The following is a 23,524-nucleotide window of genomic DNA, read 5'->3' as shown; positions in this document are numbered from 1 at the left end:
ATTGACAACCAACACCGGTCGACGCCAACGTAATGCTCCATCGTCGACCGCCGCACGTGCGCCAACCGAATACTTACGAATCGTTGATGCCGCGGGGCGCCCATCCATACGTTTCCGCCTCTTATCGTGGGGAACATGCGAGATGAGTTTCATCGACAGTTGGATCTCCTCACCGCGGACATCGCGATGCTCTGTCATGCGGCGGGGATCGCCATGAGCCATGCCACCGAAGCGCTTCTGTGCGCCCAGATTTCGGCGGTTGAAGAAGCCATCGGCGATCACCGGCGTATCTCGGCGAAGGCCGCTGGGGTCGAGGCCATGGCCTACCGCCTGCTGGCCCTGGAGTCTCCCGTCGCGTCTGATCTGCGCGCCGTTGTCACCAGCATGCAGCACGCCGTCGACGCAGACCGGATGGGGGCGTTGGCGTTACACGTCGCCGAGGCGGCTCGCCGACGGCACCCGCAGCGCGCCGTGCCCCAGGACATCAGCATCGTCTTCGCCGACATGGCGGCCATCGGGGTGCAGATGGGCAGTGCTGCCAGAGATGTCGTGCTGTCCGGCGATCCGGTCAGGGCGAACCAGCTGCGGTGCGACGACGACCGAATAGATTCGTTGCACCGCAACCTGTTCGGCAAGGTGATGGATCCACAATGGAGCCACGGGATTGCAGCCGCGATCGACGTGACGCTGCTGAGTCGGTACTACGAGCGGTTCGCTGACCATGCGGTGGACATCGGGGTCCGCGCGGCCTTTCAGTACACCGGTCGCCCGCTGCCTCGCTCCGCAGTTGCTGCCGGAGTATGAGCCGAGTGCCGTGGTTGTGGCACTCGCGCACCTACCAGACGCGTACGTAGTCCACGAGCATGTCGGCCGGATAGGTCCCGCCGCTGGGGTCTTCTCCGCCGGAGCCCGCGACCGCGAGGTTCAGCACCACGAACATCGTGTAGCCGGGCTGGCTGAACGGCCAGTCCGGGAGCTGGCTCGCCGAAACCTCGAAGTAGGGCTTCGCCCCTTCGGTGTAGTCCTGCCAGAACCGGGCGCCGGTGGCATCCCACTGGGTGCGCCACGTGTGCCAGCCGGTGTCGACGGCGATGTTGTGGGTTTCCCATTCGCCGCCGTTTGACTTGGCGTGCACGGTGGTGGCTGACGGCCATTTGCCGTTGCCGTACCACTCGACGATGTCGAGCTCGCCCTCGCCCAGGGTGCCCAGCCAGAAGGCCGGCCAGGCGCCCGCGGTCAGGCAGTTGAACTTGATCCGCGCCTCCCAGGTGTGCCCGGCCCCGCCTTCCCACACGCTGGCCAGCTTGGCGCCGTAATAGGCGTCGCCTTCCTTGGTGGCCCGGATGACGAGGTTCCCCTTGCCGTCCAGGAATGCGTTCTTGCGGTCGTCCCGGTACTGGCCGATACGGCCCGGCTGTTCCCAGTACGTGGGGTCCTTGATGGTCTCGCGGGCCTTGGCGATGGTCCACTTCGACGAATTCGGCGCCGAGCCCGCGGGCCCGTCGAATTCGTCCGCGAACACGTAGTTCATCGCTGCCTGCGGCGCTGAGGGCGCCGGAATGCGCGGTGTCTGGGGCCTGGTCGGGAGGGCATTGGCTAGAGGGGCGGGTATTGCCGCCGCCATCGCGCCCAGACCCGACAGCATCATCATCTTTCGACGGTCCAAGTTGGCCATGTTGGACCACCTTAGCCGGGCAACGTGCATCGGTAGGGGTCGAGTGATTTTGCCGACGGGCGGTTCGGTTCAGAACATTTCCATAGGAAACGCTTCATCCCTGCTCAGCCAGCGCGGGGACAGTGGGTTACATGACCACGCCGATCGAATCATCGCGCCGGGCATGGTGGCGCAGCGCGCCGGCCGCCGGACTGGTGCTCGCCGGGGCGTTCCTCGCCATTCTGCTCGGCGTAGCCATCGACGGGCCGTGGGCGACGGTGCTGGCCTCACTCGCCGGCTTCGCGACGGCCATAACGGTGATCGCGGCCGCGGCGACCAGCTGGGAACACGTCGTCGTCAACGCCCGCAGCGCCGGGTTGATCGAGTTCGAGGTCGAATCCCGCTAGCCGCCGGCCGCCGGCCCGCCCGCCGGTACGGGTGGCGGGCCGGACCTGCCAGCTAAGTACGGGCACACTCAGCGGCGGCCCCCACGGCCGTCGCTGTGTCAATCCTGCGGTCCCCGAGGCACGTTCGTGTGAGATGCTCTGCGCGTCAATTTTTTGGTCACCGGGTCGGGGCGACTTCAGGGAGTGCGAACGTGAGACTTGTCATGGGCATTGTTCCGGCGATGGTTCTGGCCGGAACGGCGATCGGTTTCGCGGGCCCGGCTGCCGCCGAAGACCTCAACGGCACCTATCGCTATGACCACGACGGTCCGTCGACCTGGAGCACCTGGACCGTGACGTCCTGTGGTTCGGGATGCGCCGACGTGGCGGCCACCGGCGGCGCGACGTGGGCGCCGTATGGCGGCCAGGCCCACCTGGACAACGGGCGTTGGACGATGGTGAGCCCGTGGCCAGACGCGGGGACCTGTGAGGGCACCCCGCTCACCGCCTCACGCACGCTGTCCTGGGACGACGCGTCGCTGGCCGGCAACGGCTACGCCACCTGGGAAGCGAGCGACTGTGGCCCGGCCGAGCGCAGTGACCGGTTCTCGTTCACGTTGACGAAGCTGTCCTAGAACGGAGCGCACTCACCCTGCGAGGTCAGCCAGCCGGTGAGACGAGGGTGCGCGCGGGCCGAGGTGTTTGCTGGGTGGTCGGACGACCTGTTTCCGGCGCGCCGCGTTCGACGACTACCTAGCTCTGCCATAGTCGTGGATTGTGGGTAGTCAGAACATGCACTACTGGCGGCGATCGTTCTGGGCGCTCGTGGGTGTGGCTGTCCTGGGCTTCGGGTCCGCAGTGTTGCGCGTCGCGCAGGTCGGCGTGGATCCCTACACCGCGGCCAACATCGGCATCAGCAACACGATCGGTCTCGACCTCGGCACGTACCAGCTCATCAGCAATGCGGTGCTGCTGATCCCGGTCTTTTTCTTCGGCCGCATGTACATCGGGATCGGCTCGGTCATCAACATGGTGATGACCGGGTACTTCGTCCAATGGTTCTCGGCTCTGCTGAGCCCACATGTCCCCAGCGAGCCCACCCGGTTGATCCAGACCGTGATGTTCCTCGTCGGGATCACGTTGTTTGCCGCCGGTGCGTCGATGTACATGACCGCCGCGCTGGGCAACGCCCCGTACGACGCGATCGCCCCGATCATCGTCGACCACACGCGCCTCCCGTACCGAGTGGTGCGGGTGGCCCAGGACCTCTTGTTCGTCGCGTTGGCGTTGGCGTTCCACGGGCAGGTCGGCATCGGGACCGTGATGACCGCGTTCTTCGCGGGTCCGCTGATCGACTTCTTCACCGAGAAGGTCAACAAGCCGCTGATGAAGAAGGACCTGGCGGCACTCGAGGCGTTTCAGGAACGCGTCAAGACCACCCGCTGGCACTTCTGACGCTGACGGCGACGCCCGCCGGAATGGAATAGGACTGCAGTCCGTTTAATTGGGCATGGCTGCGAACGAACGGACTCTGGAACTGCTCACCCGCAATCTCCCCGAGGTATTCGGGGAGGGGGACGCCCGACGCCGGCGCGCCGCAATCGACGATCTCTATTGCGACGACTGCGTCGTCTACTCACCGGACGGCGCCTTCGTGGGCCGCGACGCGGTGGACAAGTTTGCCGGCGACCTGCGGGCGACGCACCCGCAATTCGTGTACACCCACCGCGGCGAACCGCAGGTTCTCGCGAATGCGGGCATCCTTGCGTGGGGCTCGGGCACCGAGGGGGAGGAGCCGGCGTACACCGGGTTGGACGTCATCCTGGTGCGTGACGGGAAAATCGTTGCGCTGTATGTCTTTCTGAATCCGTCGCTGTCGTAGCCCGTCAACAGATTTGACGCTCCGCGCCCGCGCCCATCGTGCGGAAAGCCGCGCTGTGGCGCCCCTGGCCTAAAATATCCAAGTGGTAGCACGATCCTGGCCGGCGCACATTCCGGTGGCGACAGTCGGACGACCGGCTACCGCACGCGCCGGTGTTCCCCGCCCGGGAGTGACCCGGGTACTGCAGGATCGCACCGGTCTGGTCGTGGTTGCCGCCCCCGCGGGATACGGAAAGACCACCGTGGTCGAGCAGTGGGACGACGCCGATCAGCGTTCGTTCGCGTGGGCGCGGCTCGACAATCTCGACAACGACCCCGTGCACCTGCTGCTGCACCTGGCCACGGCACTGAATCAGGTCAAGCCCATCGACCCGGCGGTGTTGGACTACCTGCAGGGCGCGGGCCGCGCCGAAAGCCAACTGGTGTCGGCATTCGTCCGGGCGCTCGAAAGTTGTGGGCCTGTCGTTCTGGTGCTCGACGATGTTCACGAGTTGTCGGCGAGCGCAGCCGTCGACGCCCTGCGCGCAGTGGTGGACCTGGCCCCGAATTCGACGACGCTGGTACTGGTCGGCCGGCAGATTCCCGCGCTCGATCTGGCGCGACGCCGACTGCAGGGCTATGTCAGCGAGATCGGAGTTCCCGAGCTGAAGCTGTCCGGATCCGAAGGTGCGGCCGCATTCGCGGCCCTCGGTGCCGGTATGGACAAGGCCACGGTCACAAGGGTTCTCGACAAATGTGAAGGCTGGGCGGCCGGTGTGGTGATGGCGGCGCTGGCGCTGCGCGATGGCGCGCCCGCCGAGGCGGTTACCGGTCGGCACCGGCTGCTGGCCGACTATCTGGTCGAGGAAGTGCTCAGTCAGCTCGATCCCGACACCGCCACGTTTCTGACGGAATCAGCTGTCCTGGACCGCTTTTGTGCCGACGAACTCGACGCGCTGCTGGGCCGTACCGATTCGGCCGCGATGCTCGACGCAATCACCCACTCGGGCAACATGTTTCTGGTTTCCCTTGATACCCAAGGTGTCTGGTACCGGTATCACCGATTGTTCGGTGATCTGTTGCGCGCACGACTGCGCGATCGGGATCCGGACCGGTTCCGGGAGTTGGCGGCGAGAGCCGCGGATCGGCTGGCCCACGCCGGTGACGTCGACGGCGCATTGACCCAGGCGCTGGCCGCCGAGGACCGTGCGCAGGCCGCCGCGCTGGTGGTGATGGACGCGGTGCGGTTGGGCTTCGACGGCCGGGTCGGCGTCCTGGCCCGGCGGCTCAGCCTGATCGATGAGCAGACCTTCACCGACTACCCCGACGCCGCGATCGCGCGGGCCTGGCTGGGGGTGATGACCGGTGACGCCGAATTGATCCAGCGGTCATTGCTGACCGCGAGCGCGGCCGACTCCGGCAAACCGCTCTCCGACGGCACACCGTCGGTGGAGGTGGCCGCGGCGCTGATCGGGTCCTTGATCGGTATCGGCGGCGTGGGGGAGGTGATCCGTTTTGCGGAAACCGTCTGTGGTGCAGGTGATCACCTGGTCAATCCATGGTGGGGTGCGGCCACCACGATGAAAGGTACGGCCCTGGCCATGCTCGGGGAATCCGAGCAGGCCCGGGCCACCCTGGAATCTGCGTTGCCGGTGATCGAAGACCTACCCGGATTCCAGGCCGCCGTGCTGGCACATCTCGCCGCATTGGACCTCGGTGACGGCGACCTGTCGGCCGCCATCTCACACACCAACGCCGCGCGTTCGATCGTCGACTCACGCGACTTGTCCGACATGGTCCCGATCGTGGTGGTCTACGCGGTCGACGCGCTGGTCCGGGCCCGGCGCGGCGACGTGGCGGGAGCGCGCTCGGCCGCCCGCGCGACCGAACGGCTCCTCGAACGGCTGGGTGATCTGTCCGCCCGCACCGCCCTGATGGCACATGTGCTGGTGGCGGGCGCAGCTGTCGAGATCGATGACACCGACCTGTGCGACCGTCACCTGGGCGCGGCGCAACGTGCCCATCGGCGTGAACCCGAGGCCGTCGGCGTGGGGCAATGGCTGGACCAGATCCAGGCCTTGTCGGCGGCCCGCGCGGCCGGTGGTGCTCGGCCGTCGCTGACGACGGCCGAGCTCAGGCTGCTGCCTTACCTGGCCACCCACCTGTCACTGCAGCGCATCGCGGGTGAGCTGATCTTGGGCCGGGAAACCGTGAAGAGTCAGGCCAAGGCGATCTACCGCAAACTCGGTGTCTCCTCCCGCGCCGCCGCGGTGGCCGAGGCCGACCGGCTCGGGCTGCTCAGCGAGAGCGCGCGAGCCGCCGCGAGAACGGCAACAACATCAGAAACTCGGCGATCAACACCACGGTGATCATCACGACCACCTTCGGATCATCGAAGTTCTGCCCGGCCACCACGAACGCCGCTGCGGCGTTGCGCTGAGCGGTTCCCAGAGCCAGCACCTCCCGTGTCCCGGGACCGCCCATGAGCCAACCGATCCCGCCACAGATCACCGTGTAGATGACAGCCGCCAGGATGCCGAACGTGCCGAAAACCGACAGCACACTGTTGAAATGGGCGGCGATCGTGAACATGATCACGAGAATCATGCTGACGGTGGAGATCTTCGCGATCACGGGCTGGAGGCGGGCGGCCACCCCGGGACCGCGGGCCCGCAGCAGCAGGCCCGCGGCCAGCGGAAGGAGCATCAGAACCACGAGAGACATCGCGATCTGAGCGGGGTTCACCGCGGCGCCCGAGACGAAGATCGGCAGGATCAGCGGCACATAGCCCACGGTGACCACCATCAACAGCACCATCAGGCCCACCGCGAAAGCCATGTCGGCCTTCGCGAACTCGGCGAGCTTGATCAGGAACGGTGCGCCGGCAGCGAGCCCGCACAACAGCAGCCCGATCCCGAGCGGATCGTCCAGATCGAACACCCGCCACAGCCCGAACGCTGCCAGCGGCGCCAGCACGAAGTTCGCCGCGAGGGACAGTGCAACCAGGCGAACGTTCTTGAGCGGAGCCAGGATCTGGCCGACAGTCAAGCCCAGACCGACCGCCAGGGTGCTCGATACGACGAAGAAGACGACGGCGATATTCGAGCCCCGCAGCAGCAGGTCATTCATGCCGGCCCCCATCAGGCCATCGTCACCAGGTTGCGCCAGAAGGACTTCAGGCTGTCACTGGCGCCGAACAGCGTCGTGAAATGGGTTGAGTCGACCAGCACGATGTCACCGGCGCGGTCACCGGACGGCGGCATGTGGACAATGGCGTTGAACTCGGTGTTCCCCGCCAGGGTGAACGGATGCGGCCGGGTCATGTCGATCGGTTGCCGGCCCAAGACTCTGAGGTCCGGTCCCTCGGGCGCGGTCAGCTCGTAGTGCGGCAGGTGCGGATGCAAGGCCAGCGTGCTGACGTCGCGCAGCAGGCCCGCGGAATCCAGATCGCGGAAAGTGGTAAGCGGCACAATCTGTCTGGTGCCCTCGACCGTGGCCGGACGCAGGCCCCAGGTGTTGTGCACCGGGATGTTCAGTCCGGTCAGCAGCGACCGGGCGTAGCCGCTGAAGCGCTGGATCCGCGGTGTCAGCGGATCACCGTGGTGCAGGTACTCCATCTGCTGCTGCTCTTTGTCGTCGATGAACCCGACGTCGTGATGCGGCGCCAGCATCAGGCAGGTGCCCTCGCGCTTCAGCCACTGCTGGATCGCGGCGATCTCTTCTTCGGTGGCGGCCTCGTCGCCCAGCAGGTGGTCCAGGCCGAAGATCATCAGGGTGTCGGTGTCGTCCAGGATGCGTTCATCGATCGGCAGCCGGTACCCGGCCTGATCGACCCGCTGGAACACCGCGACCGGATGCCCGGTCGCCTCGCCGGCGACGTCCTGGAAGGCCAAGGACGAGCGGTGGAACAGTTCCAGCGTTCCGTCGATGCCCTGCAGGAACTCCTTGGGGCTGTACTCGGGCGTCTCGTAGGCCGGCCAGGTGGCCAGGCGCACCTCGGTGACCGTGGAGAACCGGTTGTACAGCTCGGCGGGGTCGCGCTGGACCTCCCACGGGTAGCTCCAGGACCAGTAGATGCTGACGCGTCGTTTGCCGTTGCGCGGCCGGGCGATGTGGGCCTGGTTGTAGGTACGGGCGTATGACTGTGTAGCCATGGTGTCTCCTAGTTTTTGAGGTCTGTGAGGTAACGCAGTGCGCTCAGGCCGGGCAGGAAGAAGTACGCCCCGCCTCGCAGCGTCGTGAATGCCGGTAACCCCTTGTGTACCTTGCGGATCGGCCGCTTCGGAATCTTGAAGTCCAGCGTGCCGTCCTGGGTGCCGCAGATCGGGTCGTGCTCGTTGCCCAGATCTTTGAACGAACTGTCGTTGATCCAGACGTTCTGGGCGAACTCGAACTGACGGACCAGGCTGGCGCAGATCAGGAACATCCCGATACCGCGTTCGACTCCGTCGTCAGGGACGCCTGCGGGCAAGGCCGCCCCGTAGGTGCCGCTGCGCCGGATCATCCTGCGCCGATTCGGATTCGGCTCGGTATCGCGTGGATTCAGCCTGCGGGCATGGGCGCCGATCGGGCAGGCATAGCCGTGCGGATCCATCGTTCCGTAATCGAAATCGTTGTTACGCATCGGATCCGCACCCAGTTCCGGATCGTCATGTTCGGGTGCGAGTACCAACGGTGCACCGCTGCGCCACCGGCCCATGAACTTGGCGGCCAGCAGCTCCTCGCCCTCGGCGCCCTCGGCATTCTGCTTCAGGTAGTCGCGGAAGACCCCGACATGCTCCTCCAGCCGGCGGTACGCCATGAAGCTGCCGTTGCGCGAAAGCACCTCGGGGGTGGGCTGGTTCGCGACCAACCCCTCTTCGTCCGGATAGCCGAGGATGAACTCGCCCGCTGCCAGCGCCCCGCCCGAGCCGGGCAGCAACACCTCACCGGAACCCTTCATCTGCGGCTGGGACACCGGATCGCGGTACCCGAAGTGATCGTGGTCGTACTCGAACGGTGCGGTGGCGGCCAGATCCAGATGCGACAGTGACCGCACCCCCGGGCAGCGGGCCAGCAGTGCGTCGTGTTCGCCGACGCACCGCAGGCGTTCCTCCTCGTCCCGGGCGAACAGGATGACAATCGCGTGCAGATCGTCGCTCGCCAGCTCGCCCACCCAGTGTTCGGGTGCGGCCGCCCCGGTGTCCCCGAGGATGTCGGCCCGCGACGCCATGCCCTCCCGGAACTCGTCCGGGAATGTCGCCAGCGTCTCCTCGTCCAGGCCCAATGCGCGCAACCCGTTCCAGGTGAAGGCCAGGTTGACCCAACGCTTGAACACGTTGACCGTCTCGCGGACATCGGTGGCCGACTGCACGAGGGGCACCATCTCGGCCAGCCAGGCTTGCCCTGCTTCGGGGGTGTCGAAGGACAGGAACTCGTACCGACCGGTCAAGTGGGGTGTCCCGGTCAGCATGATGTGCTGGATATCGTCGAATTCGAGATCGGTCATTGCATTTGGTCCAGCATCTCGGAGAACGCGGCCTTGAGCCGCAACGCCTTCTTGACCTCCTCGGACGTGACGTACGGGTATTCGCCATACTCCAGGAAGCTGGGCACCTGGTGGTTGCGAACGAACATGATGAACGCCTCGGGGTTCGTCTTCCAGTCCTCCGGGAAGCCCTCAAGGTTGACGAAGGCGGTGGTGATGCCCGTCGAGCTGAACAGTTTGACGGCGTCCTCGGTGTACTTGTCGAAGTCGGTGTCGAAGATGCCCTGGTACTGGAAATGCAGACCGGAGCCGACGTCGAACAGATTCCACCGCAGGTAATGCAGCTTCAGCGGGGCCAGCACGTCGGGCTGCGCGGCGACCGCCGCTTCGAGCTGCTTGCCGTAGGCGCGGATCGCGTCCTCGCGGCCCTCCTTCACCTTGGCGATGATGTTGAAGCCGTAGCAGGCGGGGGTGCGGGGAAACACCGGGCCATAGCGCCCCCGGGTCAGTTCGAAGTAGCCCTCCTTGGGGATGGCAAGAGCTGCTGGTTGGGTCCAATCATTGTTTCCGTTGTTCGCCATGGCACCGAGATTATGGGCGCGGGGAGCTCACGTCGTCCCCCGATTCGGGGGAACTTCTCCCAGCAGGAGTGGTGCTGTCGGCAAACCCGCAAGAACGCTCGCCGACATTTCGTGATCGAGACGGCCTTTACAGCTCGGGCTGCGCCGGCTCGACCTGCCAGCTGCAATGGCCGTAGACGAAGCGGGCGGTGAGCAGCATCCCACCGAGCAAAGCCGCAGTAAAAAGCCATGCACTGACCGCCAACTGGATACCGCCGCTGAGGGTGTGCCCGCTGGTGCATCCACCGGCCATCCGGGCCCCGAAGATCACGAAAAAGGATCCCGCAAAGCATGCCGCTGCCCGCCTGGCGCGGCTGGGGCCGAATCGGTTGCGCCATGAGGGCGGTACGACGGGGCGGAACGCATTGAAGCGACCCGTGATGAACAGTGCCGAGAACAGAGATCCGAGCAGGACGCCGAGAACCACAAGGGGCTCCCAGCCGATCGTGGCGAAGACCTGTCGGCTGTAGTCGAAGCCCGGCATGAAAAGGTGCCCCACCACCCAGGAGTAGGTGGTCGACATGCCGAAGGGCTGACGAAGGAACAGCGACAGAACCACGAGCGCGGCGACGAACGTGGCCGCCATGGCGGTGGTCCGTGCGAAGAAGGTCGTGCTTGGCGTCCGCTGTGAGGCCGGCGGGGAAAGCAGGGTGGTCCAGGCCGGCGCGGTTGTACCTTCGGCGAGGTAGGCGGAGGTATCCGCGGCAAAGGCCCGATCATGTTCATCGACCGGGGCGGTGGTCGTGCGTAGGTGCTGAAGACAACTGTGCCTACCCCCGGCATATCGCGGCAAGTAATACAACAGCGTCAACGCGGCTGCCGCGTAAGCGATTGCGATTGCGAGCATGGGGATGGGTCGGATATCGGCGATGTCTCCGGTAGCAACCAGGTCACCGAGGTCTGCGGTGTGCACCAGCCAGCGGCCTACATCGGTCTGGTACACCGCGGTCCACGCGGCGGCGCCGAGAAGTCCGCCGGGCAGCGCTGCCAGGACGTCTCGGCGCCCCTCCCCGAGGGCGATCATTTCAGTGCCGGGGAAGTAGCCGCTCACCGCCGCTCCGGCGCCGAACATGATCCCGCCGAGGGTGACGCCGATCAAGTACGTCGGCCTCGGTGAGAAGTGCATCGAGAATCCCAGCGCGTAAAGCCCATACAGCAATACAGAACCGATCGCGGTGACAAACAGAAAGCAGCCGAGGAGGAGCCGATCAACCAGCCTGGCAGTCCGGATGATCGTTTCCGGGTTGCCAATTCCCCAGATCGAGGCGGGCACACTGAATGCGGCACCGATCAGCAGGCCTACCCATAACGGGGCGGTGACGCTGACCATGTGCACCTCCTGCGGCAGCCGGCTTTGCGTACTGGCGATCCGGTATCGCCTCGACGTCAGGCCAGACGTTCCACTTCGACGAAGACGATCGGGTCGCGGTCACCGCGATTCTCGACGGTGTGCTCGGAGCCTGCCGGTCGTGAATAGCTTTGTCCGGCTACGAGTTCCGCGACGATCTCGATGCCGTCGGCAGTGACGACGTGCATGGTGCCGGTGACCACCGGGACAACCACGTACTCGTAGTCGTGCCGGTGCATCGGGATGGCGCCACCCGGATCGATCGTCCACCGAGTCACACGGAACCAGTCATTTTCGAGCTGGATCTCCCAGTGGGATCCGGTTGTCATGTTCGACATCGAATACCTCCCCACCGGCCGGGCTGATGACCGGCCGTCAGAAGTCAGGCGTGCTCACGTCTTCGAGTGCCTGCTCAGGGCCCGTCGGTGCGACCGGCGCAGTGGGAGTGGCCTGGACCTCTGCCGAACCGCATTCAGTGCCACTGACTCCGGGCGGGCACAGGTTGTTGCTGCTGGGGAGGTTCCGTGAGTTCGGCACCAGGTAGGGCACACAGGTGCCGGTGTAGGTATCGGGGTCCTCGCCGTTCGGGCAGGCCGCCAGCACGCTCGACGGAGCGGGAACTGCGGCGACCGCAGTCGCCGCTGCCACCACGGCGACCGCGGACCAAGCGGAGATGACCAGGTGGCGTGGGGTGATCAGGGTTCTCATGTCCTCATGCTTCCAGTTGATGGCGGTTCAGGGGGGTCACGGCGTCAGATTCAGGACAGCCTTGCCGTATTCGAGGTCGGCGGGCACCGAGACATGGTCATGGGTGACCATCCAGACGCCGTCGACGCAACGCAGGCACGCTGTCCACCGCACCCACATGTCGATGTCGCGGCCACTGGACAGGGTGCCGCGGACATGGTTGAGGCTGTGCACGAACGCGAGGTCACCCTCGGTGGTGACGGTCAACTCGTGCACGTCGTAGCCGATCGGGCCGGTGTACGCGGTGAAGACTTCCTGCCAGGCCCGTCGCTTGTTGTCGTCTCCGGCGTAGCGCAGCGGTGCCCCGATGTCGAAGGACACGACGTCGGGTGCATACAGGGCGGTGAGCGTGTCGAGGTCGCGCGCACGGATCGCATTCACACCATCGGCGATGCGCTGTCGAATGGCGGCTTCAGTCATGCTCGTCACGGTAGGCGACCACCGCCGCCGGGCACCGGAGAATCAGTGGGCGGGGCCGAGTCCGAGTTCGACGAGTAGAACGCGAACGCGCCGCTCGATGTCGTCGCGAATCGGACGGACCGCTTCGACCCCGAGGCCGGCCGGATCGGCCAATTCCCAGTTCTCGTAGCGCTTGCCGGGGAAGTACGGGCAGGTATCCCCGCATCCCATCGTGACGACGACGTCGGCCGCCTCGACGATGTCGTCGGTCCATCGCCGAGGTTGTTCGTGTGCGATGTCGATACCGACTTCGGCCATCGCCGCCACGGCCGCCGCGTTGACCTTGTCCGCCGGCTCCGAGCCTCCCGAGAACACGGATGCCCGGTCCCCGGCGAGGTGGGTGAAAAAGCCCATCGCCATCTGGGACCGGCCGGCATTGTGCGTGCAGAGGAACAACACGCTGGGCCGGTGCTGCTGTGAGGTCATCGGCTGCCCGGTATCGGTGCCGGGGTGGCAGTCGCCTGGGTGAACCGGCGTCGCAACGCCAGTGACACGTAGACCAGCGCCACCAAGACGGGCACTTCGATCAGCGGGCCGACCACACCTGCCAGGGCTTGGCCGGATGTTGCGCCGTACGTCGCGATTGCCACCGCGATGGCCAGTTCGAAGTTGTTGCCCGCGGCCGTGAACGCGAGGGTGGTGGTGCGCTCGTAGCCGAGCCCCAGGATTGCTCCCAGTGCGTAGCCGCCACCCCACATGATCGCGAAGTACGCCAGCAGCGGCACCGCGATGCGAGCGACGTCCCACGGGCGGGTGGCGATCTGGTCGCCCTGGAGTGCAAACAGCACGACGATGGTGAACAGCAGGCCGTACAGGGCCCAAGGGCCGATACGCGGCAGGAACGTCGATTCGTACCAGTCCCTGCCCTTCGCGGATTCACCGATGCGGCGCGACAGATAGCCGGCCAGCAGTGGGATACCCAGGAAGATCAGTACCGACTTGGCGATCTGCCACGGCGACGTGTCGATGCGGGCCTGCTCAAGGCCGAGCCAGCCGGGAAGCACCGACAGGTAGAACCAGCCGAGCACGGCGAACATGAGCACTTGAAAGATCGAATTGAGGGCGACCAGCACCGCGGCGGCCTCGCGGTCGCCGCAGGCCAGGTCGTTCCAGATGATGACCATGGCGATGCACCGGGCCAGCCCGACGATGATCAGACCTGTCCGGTACTCGGGCAGATCGGGCAGAAAGAGCCAGGCCAGCGCGAACATCAGGGCGGGACCCAGCACCCAGTTGAGGATCAGCGAGCTGATCAACAGCTTGCGATCACCGGTCACGCGGTCGAGGCGGTCGTAGCGCACCTTGGCCAGGACCGGGTACATCATGATCAGCAGGCCCAGCGCGATCGGGAGCGAGATGCCGTCAACCTGAACGCGATTCAGAGCGTTGTTGACCCCGGGAACAAGCCTGCCCAGCAGCAGGCCGCCGGCCATCGCCGCGGCGATCCAGACGGGCAGCAGCCGATCCAGGGTGGAAAGTCTGGTTGAAGCGGGTGGGTTCACGCTGATGTCTCGGGTGCGCTCGATGTGCAGCACCCGCTCTCGGCGGCAGCGGCATCGAGTGCAGGCGAGTTGGTGCCGAAGGATTCCGAGTCGGCGAGAACTGTGTAGACCTCCCACTTTTCGCCGGCGGGACCGCTCACCCACACCTTGTCCTGGGTGGCGAAGCAACAGGTGGTGCCGATCTCCTCCTCGGTGAACAGGCCTTCGTCCGTGAGGCGGGCGATCTCTGCGTGCACCTGGTCGCTGGACTCGACCTCGATACCGAGATGGTTGAGTGTTCCGCCGTGCCCGGGGTTTTCGATCAGCACCAACTTCAGCGGGGGAGCGGTGATGGCGAAGTTGGCGTAGCCCGGCTTGACCTTCGCCGGTGCCGTGTTGAACAGCTTCGAGTAGAACGTGATGGCCTCGTCGAGATCGTCGACGTTCAAGGCGAGTTGTGCGCGGGACATGACAGGCTCCCAACCTCTGCGACTTATGTCGAATTATTCGGACGGCATCGATGATGCCACCTCTTCGACGTATGTCAATATCCTCTGGCAGAATGGCTGCATGCCCAAGGCGTTGCCGGTGGTCGACACCTCTGAACCGGTCTGCTGCTCACCTGTGGCGGCCGGCCCGATCGATGACGACGGGGCGCTGGAGATTGCGCTGCGGCTGAAAGCGCTGGCCGACCCCGTGCGGGTCAAGCTCGTGTCGCTGTTGTTCAGCGCCGAGGCCGGAGAAGTCTGTGGGTGTGATCTGGCGGCTGCGGTCGGCTTGGCCGAATCAACGGTCAGCCACCACCTGTCACAGTTGCGGCGGGCCGGGATGGTGGAGTCCGAACGGCGCGGCATGAACGTCTACCACCGCCCGCGCCGGGACTCACTCGTCGCGTTGTGCACCGTGCTCGACCCGAACTGTTGTCGCTGAGCGCGACGGCCGTCGGGCCTTGAATCGTCGACTGCGTCAGACGCAGTCGACGCAGAGCTGCTGGTCGCCCTTCTGCAAGGCCATCCGGTTGCGGTGCTGCACCAGGAAACAGCTCGAACAGGTGAACTCGTCAGCCTGCTTGGGGATGACCCGGACGCTCAGTTCCTCGCCGGAGATATCGGCGTCGGGCAGGTCGAAGGAGTCGACCACCTCGTCCTCGTCGATGACTGCCGTGTCGGCTGCGGTGCGCCGCGTGGCCAGCTGTTCCAGCGACTCCTCAGCGGGCTCGTCGGTCTCCTTGACGCGCGGGGCGTCGTAATCGGTAGCCATAAATGATCCTCCTAAGTTCAAGACCAATGTTTCTCGCCAACGCCACAGCGGGACATCTTGTTCCCCGGGCGAATAGCCTGTAAACGTCGGATGCACGTTAGCGGTTCAATCCGCCGGGGTCTGCATCGGTGGACGTGATGCTGAGTACAGTCGTCGGCGTGCATGACGATGGCAGGGGTTCGGACGCCGAGATCTTCGATGACGCCGAGCTTGATGGGTACCTCGATGACGACGATGCGGACCTGGAGGATCTGGACTCCAACGGTCAGCTGATCTCGATCCGTCGCGCCAATGGCGAGGAGATCGTCACCATCGTCGCCCAGGACGACGAGTGGAACGTCGACCTGCAGCCCGGGGGCTCCGTGCAGAGCGCGTTCCTCGGTTCGCGACGCGACACCCCGGTGTGGATCAACGCCCTCGACGGACAGATCGAGCGCGACGACGACGGCACCTACGTCATCCGGATCGACTGACCTTCGCGGCTCGTTGCGCTCGTGGTGAGCGCAACTGTGGTGCTCAGGCGCCCTGTTGCCGATGGTGACGGGGTGTCCTCTCTACGTGTAGTGAAGCTCGGTGCCCACATCGGGGCTCGCATGGATGGAATCGACGTCAGCGGCACTCTTGACCCGGCCACGGCGTCGGCGATCAACGATGCCCTGCTCGAGCACAAGGTCATCTTCTTCCGCGGGCAACACCATCTCGACGACGACGGTCAGTTGGCTTTCGCGCGGCTGCTCGGTACCCCGACGAGAGCGCACCCGACCGTCACCTCGCGCGGCGAGCGGATCCTGCCCATCGACTCGCGGTATGACAAGGCCAACAGTTGGCACACCGATGTGACATTCGTCGACCGCATCCCGAAAGCCTCGTTGCTCAGGGCGGTGACGCTGCCGAACTACGGCGGGACCACGACATGGGCATCGACCGAGGCGGCCTACGACGCGCTGCCCGGGCCGCTCCGCGCGCTGGTCGAGAACCTGTGGGCGGTGCACACCAACCAGTACGACTACGCCACCGGAGACCGGTTCGACGACGAAGGGCGCCCGGTTCTCGCCGACGCCGAGCGGCAGTACCGCGAGGAATTCGTGTCGGAGTACTACGAAACCGAGCACCCCGTGGTGCGGGTCCATCCCGAGACCGGTAAGCGGGTATTACTGCTGGGACACTTCATCAAACAGTTCGTCGGCCTCGGCCCCGCCGAGTCGGCCACCGTGTTCCGGCTACTCCAAGATCGGGTCATCAAGTTGGAGAACACGATTCGTTGGAGCTGGGAGCCCGGAGACCTGGCGATCTGGGACAACCGGGCCACCCAGCACTACGCGGTAGCCGACTACGACGACCAGTACCGCCGGCTGAGCCGGATCACCCTGGCCGGAGATGTCCCGGTCGATGTCCACGGCCGACGCAGCCGGACCATCGCCGGCGACGCGTCGCGGTACTCCGAGGTGGTCGCGCCGGTCGCGCTGGCCGGCTGACCCGGGGCGGTCAGAGTCGATCCATCTCCCGAGCCATCAGGCTGTGCTCGAGATAGCTGCACCGTGGCGGGTAGTAGGTGGCGCGCCGCCGGTTAGCGTGGGCATGCCAGTGTTCTGCCACCGACGACACCGCATGTGACACCATCGCCACGACGTTGTGATGGGTGGGCGTGCCCGCTGCTGCGGCGGTACTGAACAGCACCTGCTGTTCGGTGATGAGCACCGGTTCGTGTGAATGCAGGACCGGTGCGTTCTGTCGTGAGGCTTCGCGCTTGACCACGGAAACCGGATGGAAAACGCTCATGTCGAAACTTCCTCTGAACCAAGCGCCGTACTTTCCAGCGCTCTCATGCAGAAAACATACGGCCGCCCATATCCATTCCTCACGCGTAGTGCACTACCTCTTTATGTGACGTCTCGGACCGAACATCCATTTACAGCCTGGCTTCCCGAGGCTGCGAGGTGGACAGGTTGAGTGATTTGTAAAGGCGGACACGCAGTTTGCCACTGGCTGATGGCGCGACGGGTCGGACCTTTCCTGCGCAACTATCTTGTTCCCGCGCAGTGCAATTGGATGGATCCTCGGGTTGGCGGCGCGCTCACCGATCGGTAAAGCTGCGGTTAACGGGGGATGACAGGGGGGGTCCGATGAGTGCGCAACAACAACAGAAGCGCGACGCGCTTTGTGTGCTCGACAACGCCCTGACCATCAGAATCGCTATGGCGCAAGCGGACTGGGCTGCGGTATCCGCACCGCGGATCGATCAACAGTGAAACGCCGTGTATTCGGCCAGATTTCGGCAAGTGTCAGCGACACAGTGAGGAACGGGCCGACGCTCTGCTGCGATCGCATTACCTGACCCTGAACAATGCGATCCAGGACCCGTCCTTCGTTCGGCGACCGCTCGGCTACCGCTTGCTGAGGATCGCCGGCCCCGTATTACATGCAAGTGACAGCCTGACCACGGCCCAGGGCCACAAGTACCTCCAGACCTGCGCGCCGGCCGACACCGACCATGCCGAGGAGTTCGCGGTCGTGCCCTCGGCGTCAGTCCCGGCCGACTTCGACTCCAGCGGCTAAGCCGGTGCTGCCTCTCGGACCCTCGGAAATACCGCCCTAATCGGTGTCGCGACGATAGCGTGGGGACTCGTCGTTTCTACCTGGATAGGAGAGTGGACGATGAGAGCCGAATCCGCGTCGGGCGAGGGCATCGCCGGAGTCATCCGGTCCCCGCAACGGCTGATGGCCGCCGTCGTGGCGTTGCTGGTCGGCCTGTTCGGGGCCGCGATGCTGGCCCCGGCCCGCGCCGCCGCCGACGGTGAGACCTATATTGTCGCCACCGACATCACCTTTGCGCCGTTCGAATTCCAGGACGTGGACGGCAAATTCGTCGGCATCGACATCGATCTCATCAACGAGATCGCGGCGAACCAGAAGTTCAACATCACGATCAAACCGCTGGGCTTCGACGCCGCGCTCCAGGCAGTTCAGGCCAATCAGGCCGACGGGGTGATCGCCGGCATGTCGATCACCGATGAGCGCAAGAAGGTCTTCGACTTCTCCGACCCCTATTTCGAATCCGGCGTGCAGATGGCCGTGCTGGCCGGCAACGAGGACATCAAGTCCTACGCCGACCTCAAGGGCAAGCGGGTCGCGGTCAAGAACGGCACCCAGGGCGCCGAGTTCGCCGAGTCGATCAAGGACAAGTACGGATTCCAGATCGTCTCGTTCGCCGATTCCGCGTCGATGTTCGAGGAAGTCAAGACGGGTAACTCCGTGGCCGTCTTCGAGGACTACCCGGTGCTCGCCTACGGCATCCAACAGGGCAACGGGTTCAAGACCGTGACGCCGAAGGAGAAGGGCTCCAGCTACGGCTTCGCGGTGAACAAGGGCCGCAACGCCGAACTGCTGAGCAAGTTCAACGCGGGTCTCAAGGAACTCAAGGATTCCGGGCGCTACGACCAGATCGTCGAGAAGTACCTCGGTGAGGGTGCCGCCGAGGCCGACAACTCGTTCGTCGGTCTGGTCAAGAGCACCTTCCCGTTCCTGATGGCTGGTCTGAAGATGACGATCATCCTGACGGTGGTGTCGATCGCCATCGCCCTGGTACTCGGCGTCATCTTCGGGCTCTTCCGGGTATCGCGGTCGATCGTGCTGCGGGCCATCGGCACCACGTACGTCGACATCTTCCGTGGCACACCACTTCTGGTGCAGGCCTTCTTCATCTACTTCGGTATCCCGACCGCGCTGGGGTTCCAGATGACGGCGCTGACGGCGGGCATCATCACGCTGTCGCTCAACGCCGGCGCCTACATGACCGAGATCGTCCGCGGCGGAATCCAGGCGGTGGACAAGGGGCAGATGGAGGCAGCCCGCAGCCTCGGTATCGGATATCTGCCGACGATGCGCAAAGTCATTCTGCCGCAGGCGGTTCGCACCATGATCCCGTCGTACGTCAACCAGTTCGTCATCACCCTCAAGGACACCTCGATCCTGTCGGTGATCGGCATCGCCGAGTTGACGCAGACCGGACGACTGATCATCGCGCGCAACTACCAGTCGTTCACCATGTGGCTGATCATCGGCATCATCTACTTCATCGTCATCATGGCGCTGACGAAACTCTCCGACCGGCTCGAAAAGAGGATGGTGAAATGACCCAGCTGGTACCGGAAGCCGCGGCCGCCGAGCCCGAGGGCACCGTCAAGATCCGCATCGAGGGCCTCAAGAAGTCATTCGGCGACCTGGTCGTGCTTGACGGCATCGACACCACGGTCAGCAAGGGCGAGGTGGTCTGCGTCATCGGACCGTCGGGGTCCGGTAAGTCCACCTTCCTGCGGTGCCTCAACAAGTTGGAGGACATCACCGCGGGCAAGGTCACCGTCGATGGATTCGACCTCACCGACAGAAAAGTGAACCTGGACAAGGTCCGTCAACACATCGGTATGGTGTTCCAGCACTTCAACCTGTTCCCGCACATGACGGTGATCGACAATGTGACGCTGGCGCCGCTGCTGACCAAGAAGATGGACAAGGCCGCCGCAGAGAAGCGGGCGATGGAGTTGCTGACCCAGGTGGGCCTGGCGGAGAAGGCCAACGTCAAGCCTGCCACATTGTCCGGCGGCCAGAAGCAGCGTGTCGCGATCGCCCGGGCGCTGGCGATGAACCCCTCGATCATGTTGTTCGACGAGGCCACCAGCGCCTTGGATCCAGAGATGGTCGGCGATGTACTGCAGGTGCTGCGGGACCTGGCCGAGGGCGGCATGACGATGGTCGTCGTCACCCACGAGATGGGTTTCGCCCGAGAGGTGGCCTCCCGGGTGATCTTCATGGCAGACGGCAACATCGTCGAGGACGACACTCCGTCCGAGGTGTTCGACAGCCCCAAACACCCTCGGCTGCAAGAGTTTCTGTCGAAGGTGCTGTAGCGGCTAGCCCTGTTCGACCACGTTGGACTCACCGGAGTTCGACACGTCGGGTTGCCCGGTGCGGTAGGTGACCCGGTTGTCGAATCCGGATACCCCGATGGTCTCGACGGATTCGACGGTGATGACGTTCTCGACGCCTGACACGGTCACGGCAATGCAGTGGCCGGTGATCTCCAGCTCGTTCTGGATGCCGCTGACGATCACGGTGTTTTCCCGGCATTCGACGGTCCGGTGCTCGTTGATCCCTGAGACGATCACCGTCTCTCCTGCCGGAACCTGTGTCGGTGCAACGGATCCGGGCAGTGGCACGCCGCTGATCGTGGTCTGCCGGATGGTCGTCGACTGGCTGTCGGTGACCGTGCCGGCGTCGGTGTCTCCTGCGTCGGTCTTGTTGACCATGAGATAGGCCGTCACGAGGCCGCCGACCACCAGGGCCAGCACGAATCCGCCGAACACCAGGAACAGGTGCGTGCTGCCCGTGCTGCGCGGCGGTTGCGGCGGTGCCGGATACGGCTCATAGCCCGGCCACGGTGCGGGTGGTCCCTGGGGCGGTGGCGGGAAGCTGTTCGCCTGCGTCCAGGGCTGGGTCGGTGGCGGAGCGGCGGAGGCGCCGGTCCCGAGTTCCGAGGTGCGAGCGGCGTCAGCCAGTGGGCGCTCGAGTTCCCGGATGCGGGCCTCGGGATCGTCCTTCGGGTCCATGCGCAGATGCTCGCACATTCGGGCGCAGATGCGTATGGAAGGCGCCGCCGGCACCGTGAGCGACTATTTGCTGATTGGTGCTTTCGCGAACAGCGCCCGGCATCGGGTTCCAGGTGAGGCGATATCGAGCAAAGTAGTTGATGCATAACCTGTCTCGCCGCCCTCGTGTGTTCGGGACGATGTCGGTGGTCCCGCGTAGGCTTGTCCTCGCAGGTAGTTTGCTGCGTAGGGAGGACGAATCTCAGTGCCTCAGACAGGGCAATGGACCGGTGACCCCGTTTGGCTGGCCGATGTGCTTCGGGCGGAAGGCATCGACCTCGTCGAGTATCCCGGGTGGCGGACGCGGGGACACGGCGATTTCAAGGACATCCGCGGGGTGATGGTGCACCACACCGGGTCGGACACGGCAACCGCCGCGTCGATCGCCGACGGCCGCCCGGATCTTCCCGGCCCGTTGTCGCAGCTGCATATCGCGCGCGACGGCACAGTCACCGTGGTGGCCCTCGGGGTGGCCTGGCACGCCGGTGTCGGCATGTATCCGTGGTTGCCGACGAATATGGGCAATTGGCACATGATCGGCATCGAGTGCGCCAACAGCGGTACCAGCCCCACCGCGCCGCATCGCAAGAACTGGCCTGACGCACAGTATTTCGCGCTGGTGCGGTGCTGCGCCGCGATCAATCGCCGGCTGGCCCAGACTTCTGAGCGCACCATCGGGCACAAGGAGTATGCGGGCCGCGCGCAAGGTAAGTGGGATCCGGGCGCCATCGACATGGACATCCTGCGCGCGGACATCCAGGCGCAGATCGGCGATATCGCGAAACCGGCGCCCACGCCCCGGCCACCGGTACCCGAGGGTCAGTACACCGAGACCCTGCTGTTCCGGCCCATGGAAGGCCCTCAGGTCGCCCACTTGCAGAGCCGGCTCAAGTCGGCCTACTCGGCGTATGCGGGGGACCTCGAGGTCGACGGTGTGTTCGGCCCGCAGACCGAGGACGCGGTCAGGGAGTTCCAGCGTCGCACGCGCGGGCTCAAGGTCGACGGCATCGTCGGTCCGGCCACCGCCGCCGCGCTGCGGCTCTAACCGGTGTCGGGGGCATTGCTGTGGGCAGCGAACTTACGATCCGGCACGGCTCATCTTTCACAGCCGTAACACATTTCCCGCGTCTCTGCCCGCTTCCGCGAGTTGACGCCCAAGAAAGTTTGCTGGCGTGTCGCGATGTGATCTACCGCTCACTTTTGCCGGCGATGGTAAGAATTGTTATTGACGGCCCCGCTGCTCGTGAAATGCGACACGTCCAGGGGGTGCTGGGAAGTCCCTGGTAACAGGCATTTAATCGAATGCGACCAAAAGGTAACGAGTCGATAACGAAGAATTTCTTAAGCGCATTCTGAGAGAGTGTCGGCGACTGCCGTGTATTCGCTACGAACTCGTCCAGGACCTGTCGGTTTCGTCGCTAGACTCAATGCAAACGCGCCACTCCCGGCGCAGATGGACCTGGAATCTAGAGCCGGTGAAAGCCTTGCCGGCGGAGGTGCCGATGACGATGGCAAACAACTTCCTGCGCGCGCTCGCTGAAGCGATGCGCCCCGGCCGCAATGAACGCGCCATCGACGATACGTCTGCCCGCGGCGTCGCATTCGACGGTGCCCTCGACGACATCGACGTGGCCGGACTGGCCGAGGTCGGACGCGGGCCGATCGGCGACATCGCCGTCGACCCCGACCGGGACACCGTGGTGGTCACCAACACCGCGGCGCAGAGCCTGACCGTGATCAACCCCCACACCATGGGCGTGGTGGGTTCGGTCCGCCTCGCAGGAGACCCTTTCGCCGTCGTCGTGGCCGATGACCGTGCCTACGTCAGCGTCTCCACCGCCGGGCATGACTCGATCGCGACGGTCGACACCATCACCGGCGCCGTGCTCAACGAGTACCCGCTGGCCTTCAGCGTCACCGCCCTGGCCATCAGCCCGGACGGCAAGCGCGTGTTCGCCGGCCGCGCCGGCCAGGAGCGCATCGACATCGCCGTCATCGACACCACCGCCGAGCGGGTCGGCACGATCGACATCGCCACCGGCGCGGGCGTCAACCTGGACGCCCTGGAGGTCGACTCGACCGGCAAGCGCCTGTACGTCGCCACCTCCGACTTCCGCGGCAGCCGGCTGGTCGTCGTGAACACCGAAACCGCCCAGGCGCAGGCCACGGTGTGGATCGGCGCCCCGATCCGCGACATCGCGATCGGCGACGGCGTCGCCTACGTGCTGACCTCCGATCTTGAGCATCGCGGTGTCGTGCACACCGTCGACCTGTCCGCCGGGACCGTGGTGGACGCCGTCGAGGTCGGCGGGGCGCCGACCCAGCTGGTGCTGAGCTCCGACGCCACCCGCGCGTACGTGGTCGACTACGACCGCGTCATCGTGTGGTGCGCGCTGACCAGCCAGATCCAGGGCAGCGTCGACGTCCACGCACAGCCCGCTGCAGTCGCCATGTCCGACAGCGGCACCAGGCTGTACATCGCCGACTACGCCGGCCAGGTCAACGTCTTCGACGTCGCCGAGTCCCTGTACTCGCAGCTGGTCTCGGCGGACGCGGTCGAGATGCACCAGTTGCCCGCCCTCCAGGCGGCCGGCGCCTGA

Annotated in this window: 27 protein-coding genes and 1 pseudogene; 14 read left to right on the top strand and 14 right to left on the bottom strand. The window is 65.2% G+C overall.

All coding sequences use genetic code 11. The features are described 5' to 3' along the window. The first annotated feature begins 135 nt into the window (after positions 1 to 135). Positions 136 to 804 (top strand): phosphate signaling complex PhoU family protein, encoded by a 669-nt coding sequence (locus ACZYZ7_RS27910; RefSeq protein WP_450070113.1) that lies wholly within the window; start codon positions 136 to 138, stop codon positions 802 to 804. A gap of 31 nt (positions 805 to 835) precedes the next feature. Here the strand turns inward: ACZYZ7_RS27910 and ACZYZ7_RS27905 are convergent, their stop codons facing one another. Next, positions 836 to 1,675, bottom strand: coding sequence for a glycoside hydrolase family 16 protein (locus ACZYZ7_RS27905; RefSeq protein ID WP_135457711.1), 840 nt, complete (start codon positions 1,673 to 1,675; stop codon positions 836 to 838). A gap of 131 nt (positions 1,676 to 1,806) precedes the next feature. Between ACZYZ7_RS27905 and ACZYZ7_RS27900 the strand changes: the two genes are divergently transcribed. The 5 genes from ACZYZ7_RS27900 to ACZYZ7_RS27880 all read left to right on the top strand — a co-directional run bounded on the left by ACZYZ7_RS27900 (position 1,807) and on the right by ACZYZ7_RS27880 (position 6,269). Then, positions 1,807 to 2,061, top strand: coding sequence for a hypothetical protein (locus ACZYZ7_RS27900; protein ID WP_450070112.1), 255 nt, complete (start codon positions 1,807 to 1,809; stop codon positions 2,059 to 2,061). A gap of 191 nt (positions 2,062 to 2,252) precedes the next feature. Beyond that, on the top strand, positions 2,253 to 2,675 hold the full coding sequence (locus tag ACZYZ7_RS27895; RefSeq protein ID WP_450070111.1) for a hypothetical protein: 423 nt from the start codon (positions 2,253 to 2,255) through the stop codon (positions 2,673 to 2,675). Between the two features lie 142 nt (positions 2,676 to 2,817). After that, on the top strand, positions 2,818 to 3,495 hold the full coding sequence (locus ACZYZ7_RS27890) for a YczE/YyaS/YitT family protein (RefSeq protein WP_463742237.1): 678 nt from the start codon (positions 2,818 to 2,820) through the stop codon (positions 3,493 to 3,495). 55 nt (positions 3,496 to 3,550) lie between these two features. Next, positions 3,551 to 3,922, top strand: a complete 372-nt coding sequence (locus tag ACZYZ7_RS27885; protein ID WP_450070109.1) for a nuclear transport factor 2 family protein — start codon at positions 3,551 to 3,553, stop codon at positions 3,920 to 3,922. A gap of 82 nt (positions 3,923 to 4,004) precedes the next feature. Next, positions 4,005 to 6,269: an AAA family ATPase gene (locus tag ACZYZ7_RS27880; RefSeq protein ID WP_450070108.1), complete on the top strand. Its 2,265-nt coding sequence runs from the start codon at positions 4,005 to 4,007 to the stop codon at positions 6,267 to 6,269. Here ACZYZ7_RS27880 and ACZYZ7_RS27875 read toward each other — a convergent pair. From ACZYZ7_RS27875 to ACZYZ7_RS27830, 10 genes and pseudogenes are all read right to left on the bottom strand, one after another. Further along, positions 6,199 to 7,041, bottom strand: coding sequence for a bile acid:sodium symporter family protein (locus ACZYZ7_RS27875; RefSeq protein WP_450070107.1), 843 nt, complete (start codon positions 7,039 to 7,041; stop codon positions 6,199 to 6,201). The two genes, ACZYZ7_RS27880 and ACZYZ7_RS27875, sit on opposite strands and share 71 nt — an antisense overlap. Further along, positions 7,041 to 8,054, bottom strand: coding sequence for a hypothetical protein (locus tag ACZYZ7_RS27870; RefSeq protein WP_135457701.1), 1,014 nt, complete (start codon positions 8,052 to 8,054; stop codon positions 7,041 to 7,043). Before ACZYZ7_RS27870 ends, ACZYZ7_RS27875 begins: the two co-directional genes overlap by 1 nt. 8 nt (positions 8,055 to 8,062) lie before the next feature. Next, positions 8,063 to 9,388 carry a Dyp-type peroxidase gene (locus ACZYZ7_RS27865; protein ID WP_450070106.1) on the bottom strand — a complete coding sequence of 442 codons (1,326 nt, stop codon included), beginning with the start codon at positions 9,386 to 9,388 and terminating at the stop codon, positions 8,063 to 8,065. Further along, complete coding sequence (locus ACZYZ7_RS27860) at positions 9,385 to 9,948, bottom strand: hypothetical protein (RefSeq protein ID WP_135457697.1); 564 nt, start codon at positions 9,946 to 9,948, stop codon at positions 9,385 to 9,387. Before ACZYZ7_RS27860 ends, ACZYZ7_RS27865 begins: the two co-directional genes overlap by 4 nt. A gap of 127 nt (positions 9,949 to 10,075) precedes the next feature. Beyond that, positions 10,076 to 11,317, bottom strand: a complete 1,242-nt coding sequence (locus ACZYZ7_RS27855) for a YeeE/YedE thiosulfate transporter family protein (RefSeq protein ID WP_450070105.1) — start codon at positions 11,315 to 11,317, stop codon at positions 10,076 to 10,078. A gap of 56 nt (positions 11,318 to 11,373) precedes the next feature. After that, positions 11,374 to 11,664, bottom strand: coding sequence for a cupin domain-containing protein (locus tag ACZYZ7_RS27850; RefSeq protein ID WP_450070104.1), 291 nt, complete (start codon positions 11,662 to 11,664; stop codon positions 11,374 to 11,376). Positions 11,665 to 11,710: 46 nt separating this feature from the next. Next, entirely contained in the window at positions 11,711 to 12,043 is a 333-nt protein-coding gene (locus ACZYZ7_RS27845) for a hypothetical protein (protein WP_135457691.1), read from the bottom strand. Positions 12,044 to 12,079: 36 nt separating this feature from the next. After that, positions 12,080 to 12,502, bottom strand: a complete 423-nt coding sequence (locus ACZYZ7_RS27840; protein ID WP_135457689.1) for a YybH family protein — start codon at positions 12,500 to 12,502, stop codon at positions 12,080 to 12,082. A 42-nt stretch (positions 12,503 to 12,544) separates the two neighbouring features. Further along, positions 12,545 to 14,067 (bottom strand): annotated as a pseudogene (arsB, locus tag ACZYZ7_RS27835) (ACR3 family arsenite efflux transporter). Next, positions 14,040 to 14,492: an ArsI/CadI family heavy metal resistance metalloenzyme gene (locus tag ACZYZ7_RS27830; RefSeq protein ID WP_135457684.1), complete on the bottom strand. Its 453-nt coding sequence runs from the start codon at positions 14,490 to 14,492 to the stop codon at positions 14,040 to 14,042. The pseudogene arsB and the gene ACZYZ7_RS27830 overlap by 28 nt, the downstream one beginning before the upstream one ends. A 100-nt stretch (positions 14,493 to 14,592) precedes the next feature. Here ACZYZ7_RS27830 and ACZYZ7_RS27825 point away from each other — a divergent pair, with 100 nt between their 5' ends. Beyond that, the gene (locus tag ACZYZ7_RS27825; RefSeq protein WP_044519995.1) at positions 14,593 to 14,952 is read left to right on the top strand and encodes an Rv2640c family ArsR-like transcriptional regulator; all 360 of its coding nucleotides are present in this window, start codon (positions 14,593 to 14,595) and stop codon (positions 14,950 to 14,952) included. Between the two features lie 36 nt (positions 14,953 to 14,988). Here the strand turns inward: ACZYZ7_RS27825 and ACZYZ7_RS27820 are convergent, their stop codons facing one another. Beyond that, positions 14,989 to 15,282 (bottom strand): DUF4193 domain-containing protein, encoded by a 294-nt coding sequence (locus ACZYZ7_RS27820; protein ID WP_135457682.1) that lies wholly within the window; start codon positions 15,280 to 15,282, stop codon positions 14,989 to 14,991. Between the two features lie 137 nt (positions 15,283 to 15,419). Between ACZYZ7_RS27820 and ACZYZ7_RS27815 the strand changes: the two genes are divergently transcribed. Together ACZYZ7_RS27815 and ACZYZ7_RS27810 are read left to right on the top strand one after the other, a co-directional pair. Continuing rightward, positions 15,420 to 15,755, top strand: a complete 336-nt coding sequence (locus ACZYZ7_RS27815; RefSeq protein ID WP_450070103.1) for a hypothetical protein — start codon at positions 15,420 to 15,422, stop codon at positions 15,753 to 15,755. 72 nt (positions 15,756 to 15,827) lie between these two features. After that, positions 15,828 to 16,757: a TauD/TfdA dioxygenase family protein gene (locus ACZYZ7_RS27810; RefSeq protein ID WP_450070102.1), complete on the top strand. Its 930-nt coding sequence runs from the start codon at positions 15,828 to 15,830 to the stop codon at positions 16,755 to 16,757. A gap of 10 nt (positions 16,758 to 16,767) precedes the next feature. On the opposite strand, the gene ACZYZ7_RS27805 is transcribed toward ACZYZ7_RS27810, so the two are convergent. After that, positions 16,768 to 17,061 carry a hypothetical protein gene (locus ACZYZ7_RS27805; protein ID WP_450070101.1) on the bottom strand — a complete coding sequence of 98 codons (294 nt, stop codon included), beginning with the start codon at positions 17,059 to 17,061 and terminating at the stop codon, positions 16,768 to 16,770. 344 nt (positions 17,062 to 17,405) lie between these two features. On the opposite strand from ACZYZ7_RS27805, the gene ACZYZ7_RS27800 reads away from it, so the two are divergent. The 3 genes from ACZYZ7_RS27800 (at position 17,406) to ACZYZ7_RS27790 (ending at position 20,186) form a co-directional block, all read left to right on the top strand. After that, positions 17,406 to 17,531: a hypothetical protein gene (locus ACZYZ7_RS27800; protein WP_450070100.1), complete on the top strand. Its 126-nt coding sequence runs from the start codon at positions 17,406 to 17,408 to the stop codon at positions 17,529 to 17,531. Between the two features lie 469 nt (positions 17,532 to 18,000). Then, a complete protein-coding gene (locus tag ACZYZ7_RS27795; protein WP_450070166.1) occupies positions 18,001 to 19,416 on the top strand; it encodes an amino acid ABC transporter substrate-binding protein/permease in 1,416 nt (471 codons plus the stop codon). Continuing rightward, positions 19,413 to 20,186 (top strand): amino acid ABC transporter ATP-binding protein, encoded by a 774-nt coding sequence (locus ACZYZ7_RS27790; protein WP_090427717.1) that lies wholly within the window; start codon positions 19,413 to 19,415, stop codon positions 20,184 to 20,186. Before ACZYZ7_RS27795 ends, ACZYZ7_RS27790 begins: the two co-directional genes overlap by 4 nt. 3 nt (positions 20,187 to 20,189) lie before the next feature. Here the strand turns inward: ACZYZ7_RS27790 and ACZYZ7_RS27785 are convergent, their stop codons facing one another. After that, positions 20,190 to 20,885, bottom strand: a complete 696-nt coding sequence (locus ACZYZ7_RS27785) for a DUF3060 domain-containing protein (RefSeq protein WP_450070099.1) — start codon at positions 20,883 to 20,885, stop codon at positions 20,190 to 20,192. Positions 20,886 to 21,129: 244 nt separating this feature from the next. On the opposite strand from ACZYZ7_RS27785, the gene ACZYZ7_RS27780 reads away from it, so the two are divergent. Next, the gene (locus tag ACZYZ7_RS27780; protein WP_450070098.1) at positions 21,130 to 21,969 is read left to right on the top strand and encodes a peptidoglycan recognition protein family protein; all 840 of its coding nucleotides are present in this window, start codon (positions 21,130 to 21,132) and stop codon (positions 21,967 to 21,969) included. A gap of 463 nt (positions 21,970 to 22,432) precedes the next feature. Beyond that, positions 22,433 to 23,524, top strand: a complete 1,092-nt coding sequence (locus ACZYZ7_RS27775) for an MmpL3/TtfA transport complex stabilizer (RefSeq protein WP_450070165.1) — start codon at positions 22,433 to 22,435, stop codon at positions 23,522 to 23,524.

It is taken from the genome of Mycobacterium sp. IDUB_17 (assembly GCF_055419465.1).
This window is presented reverse-complemented; position numbering and strand designations above follow the sequence as displayed.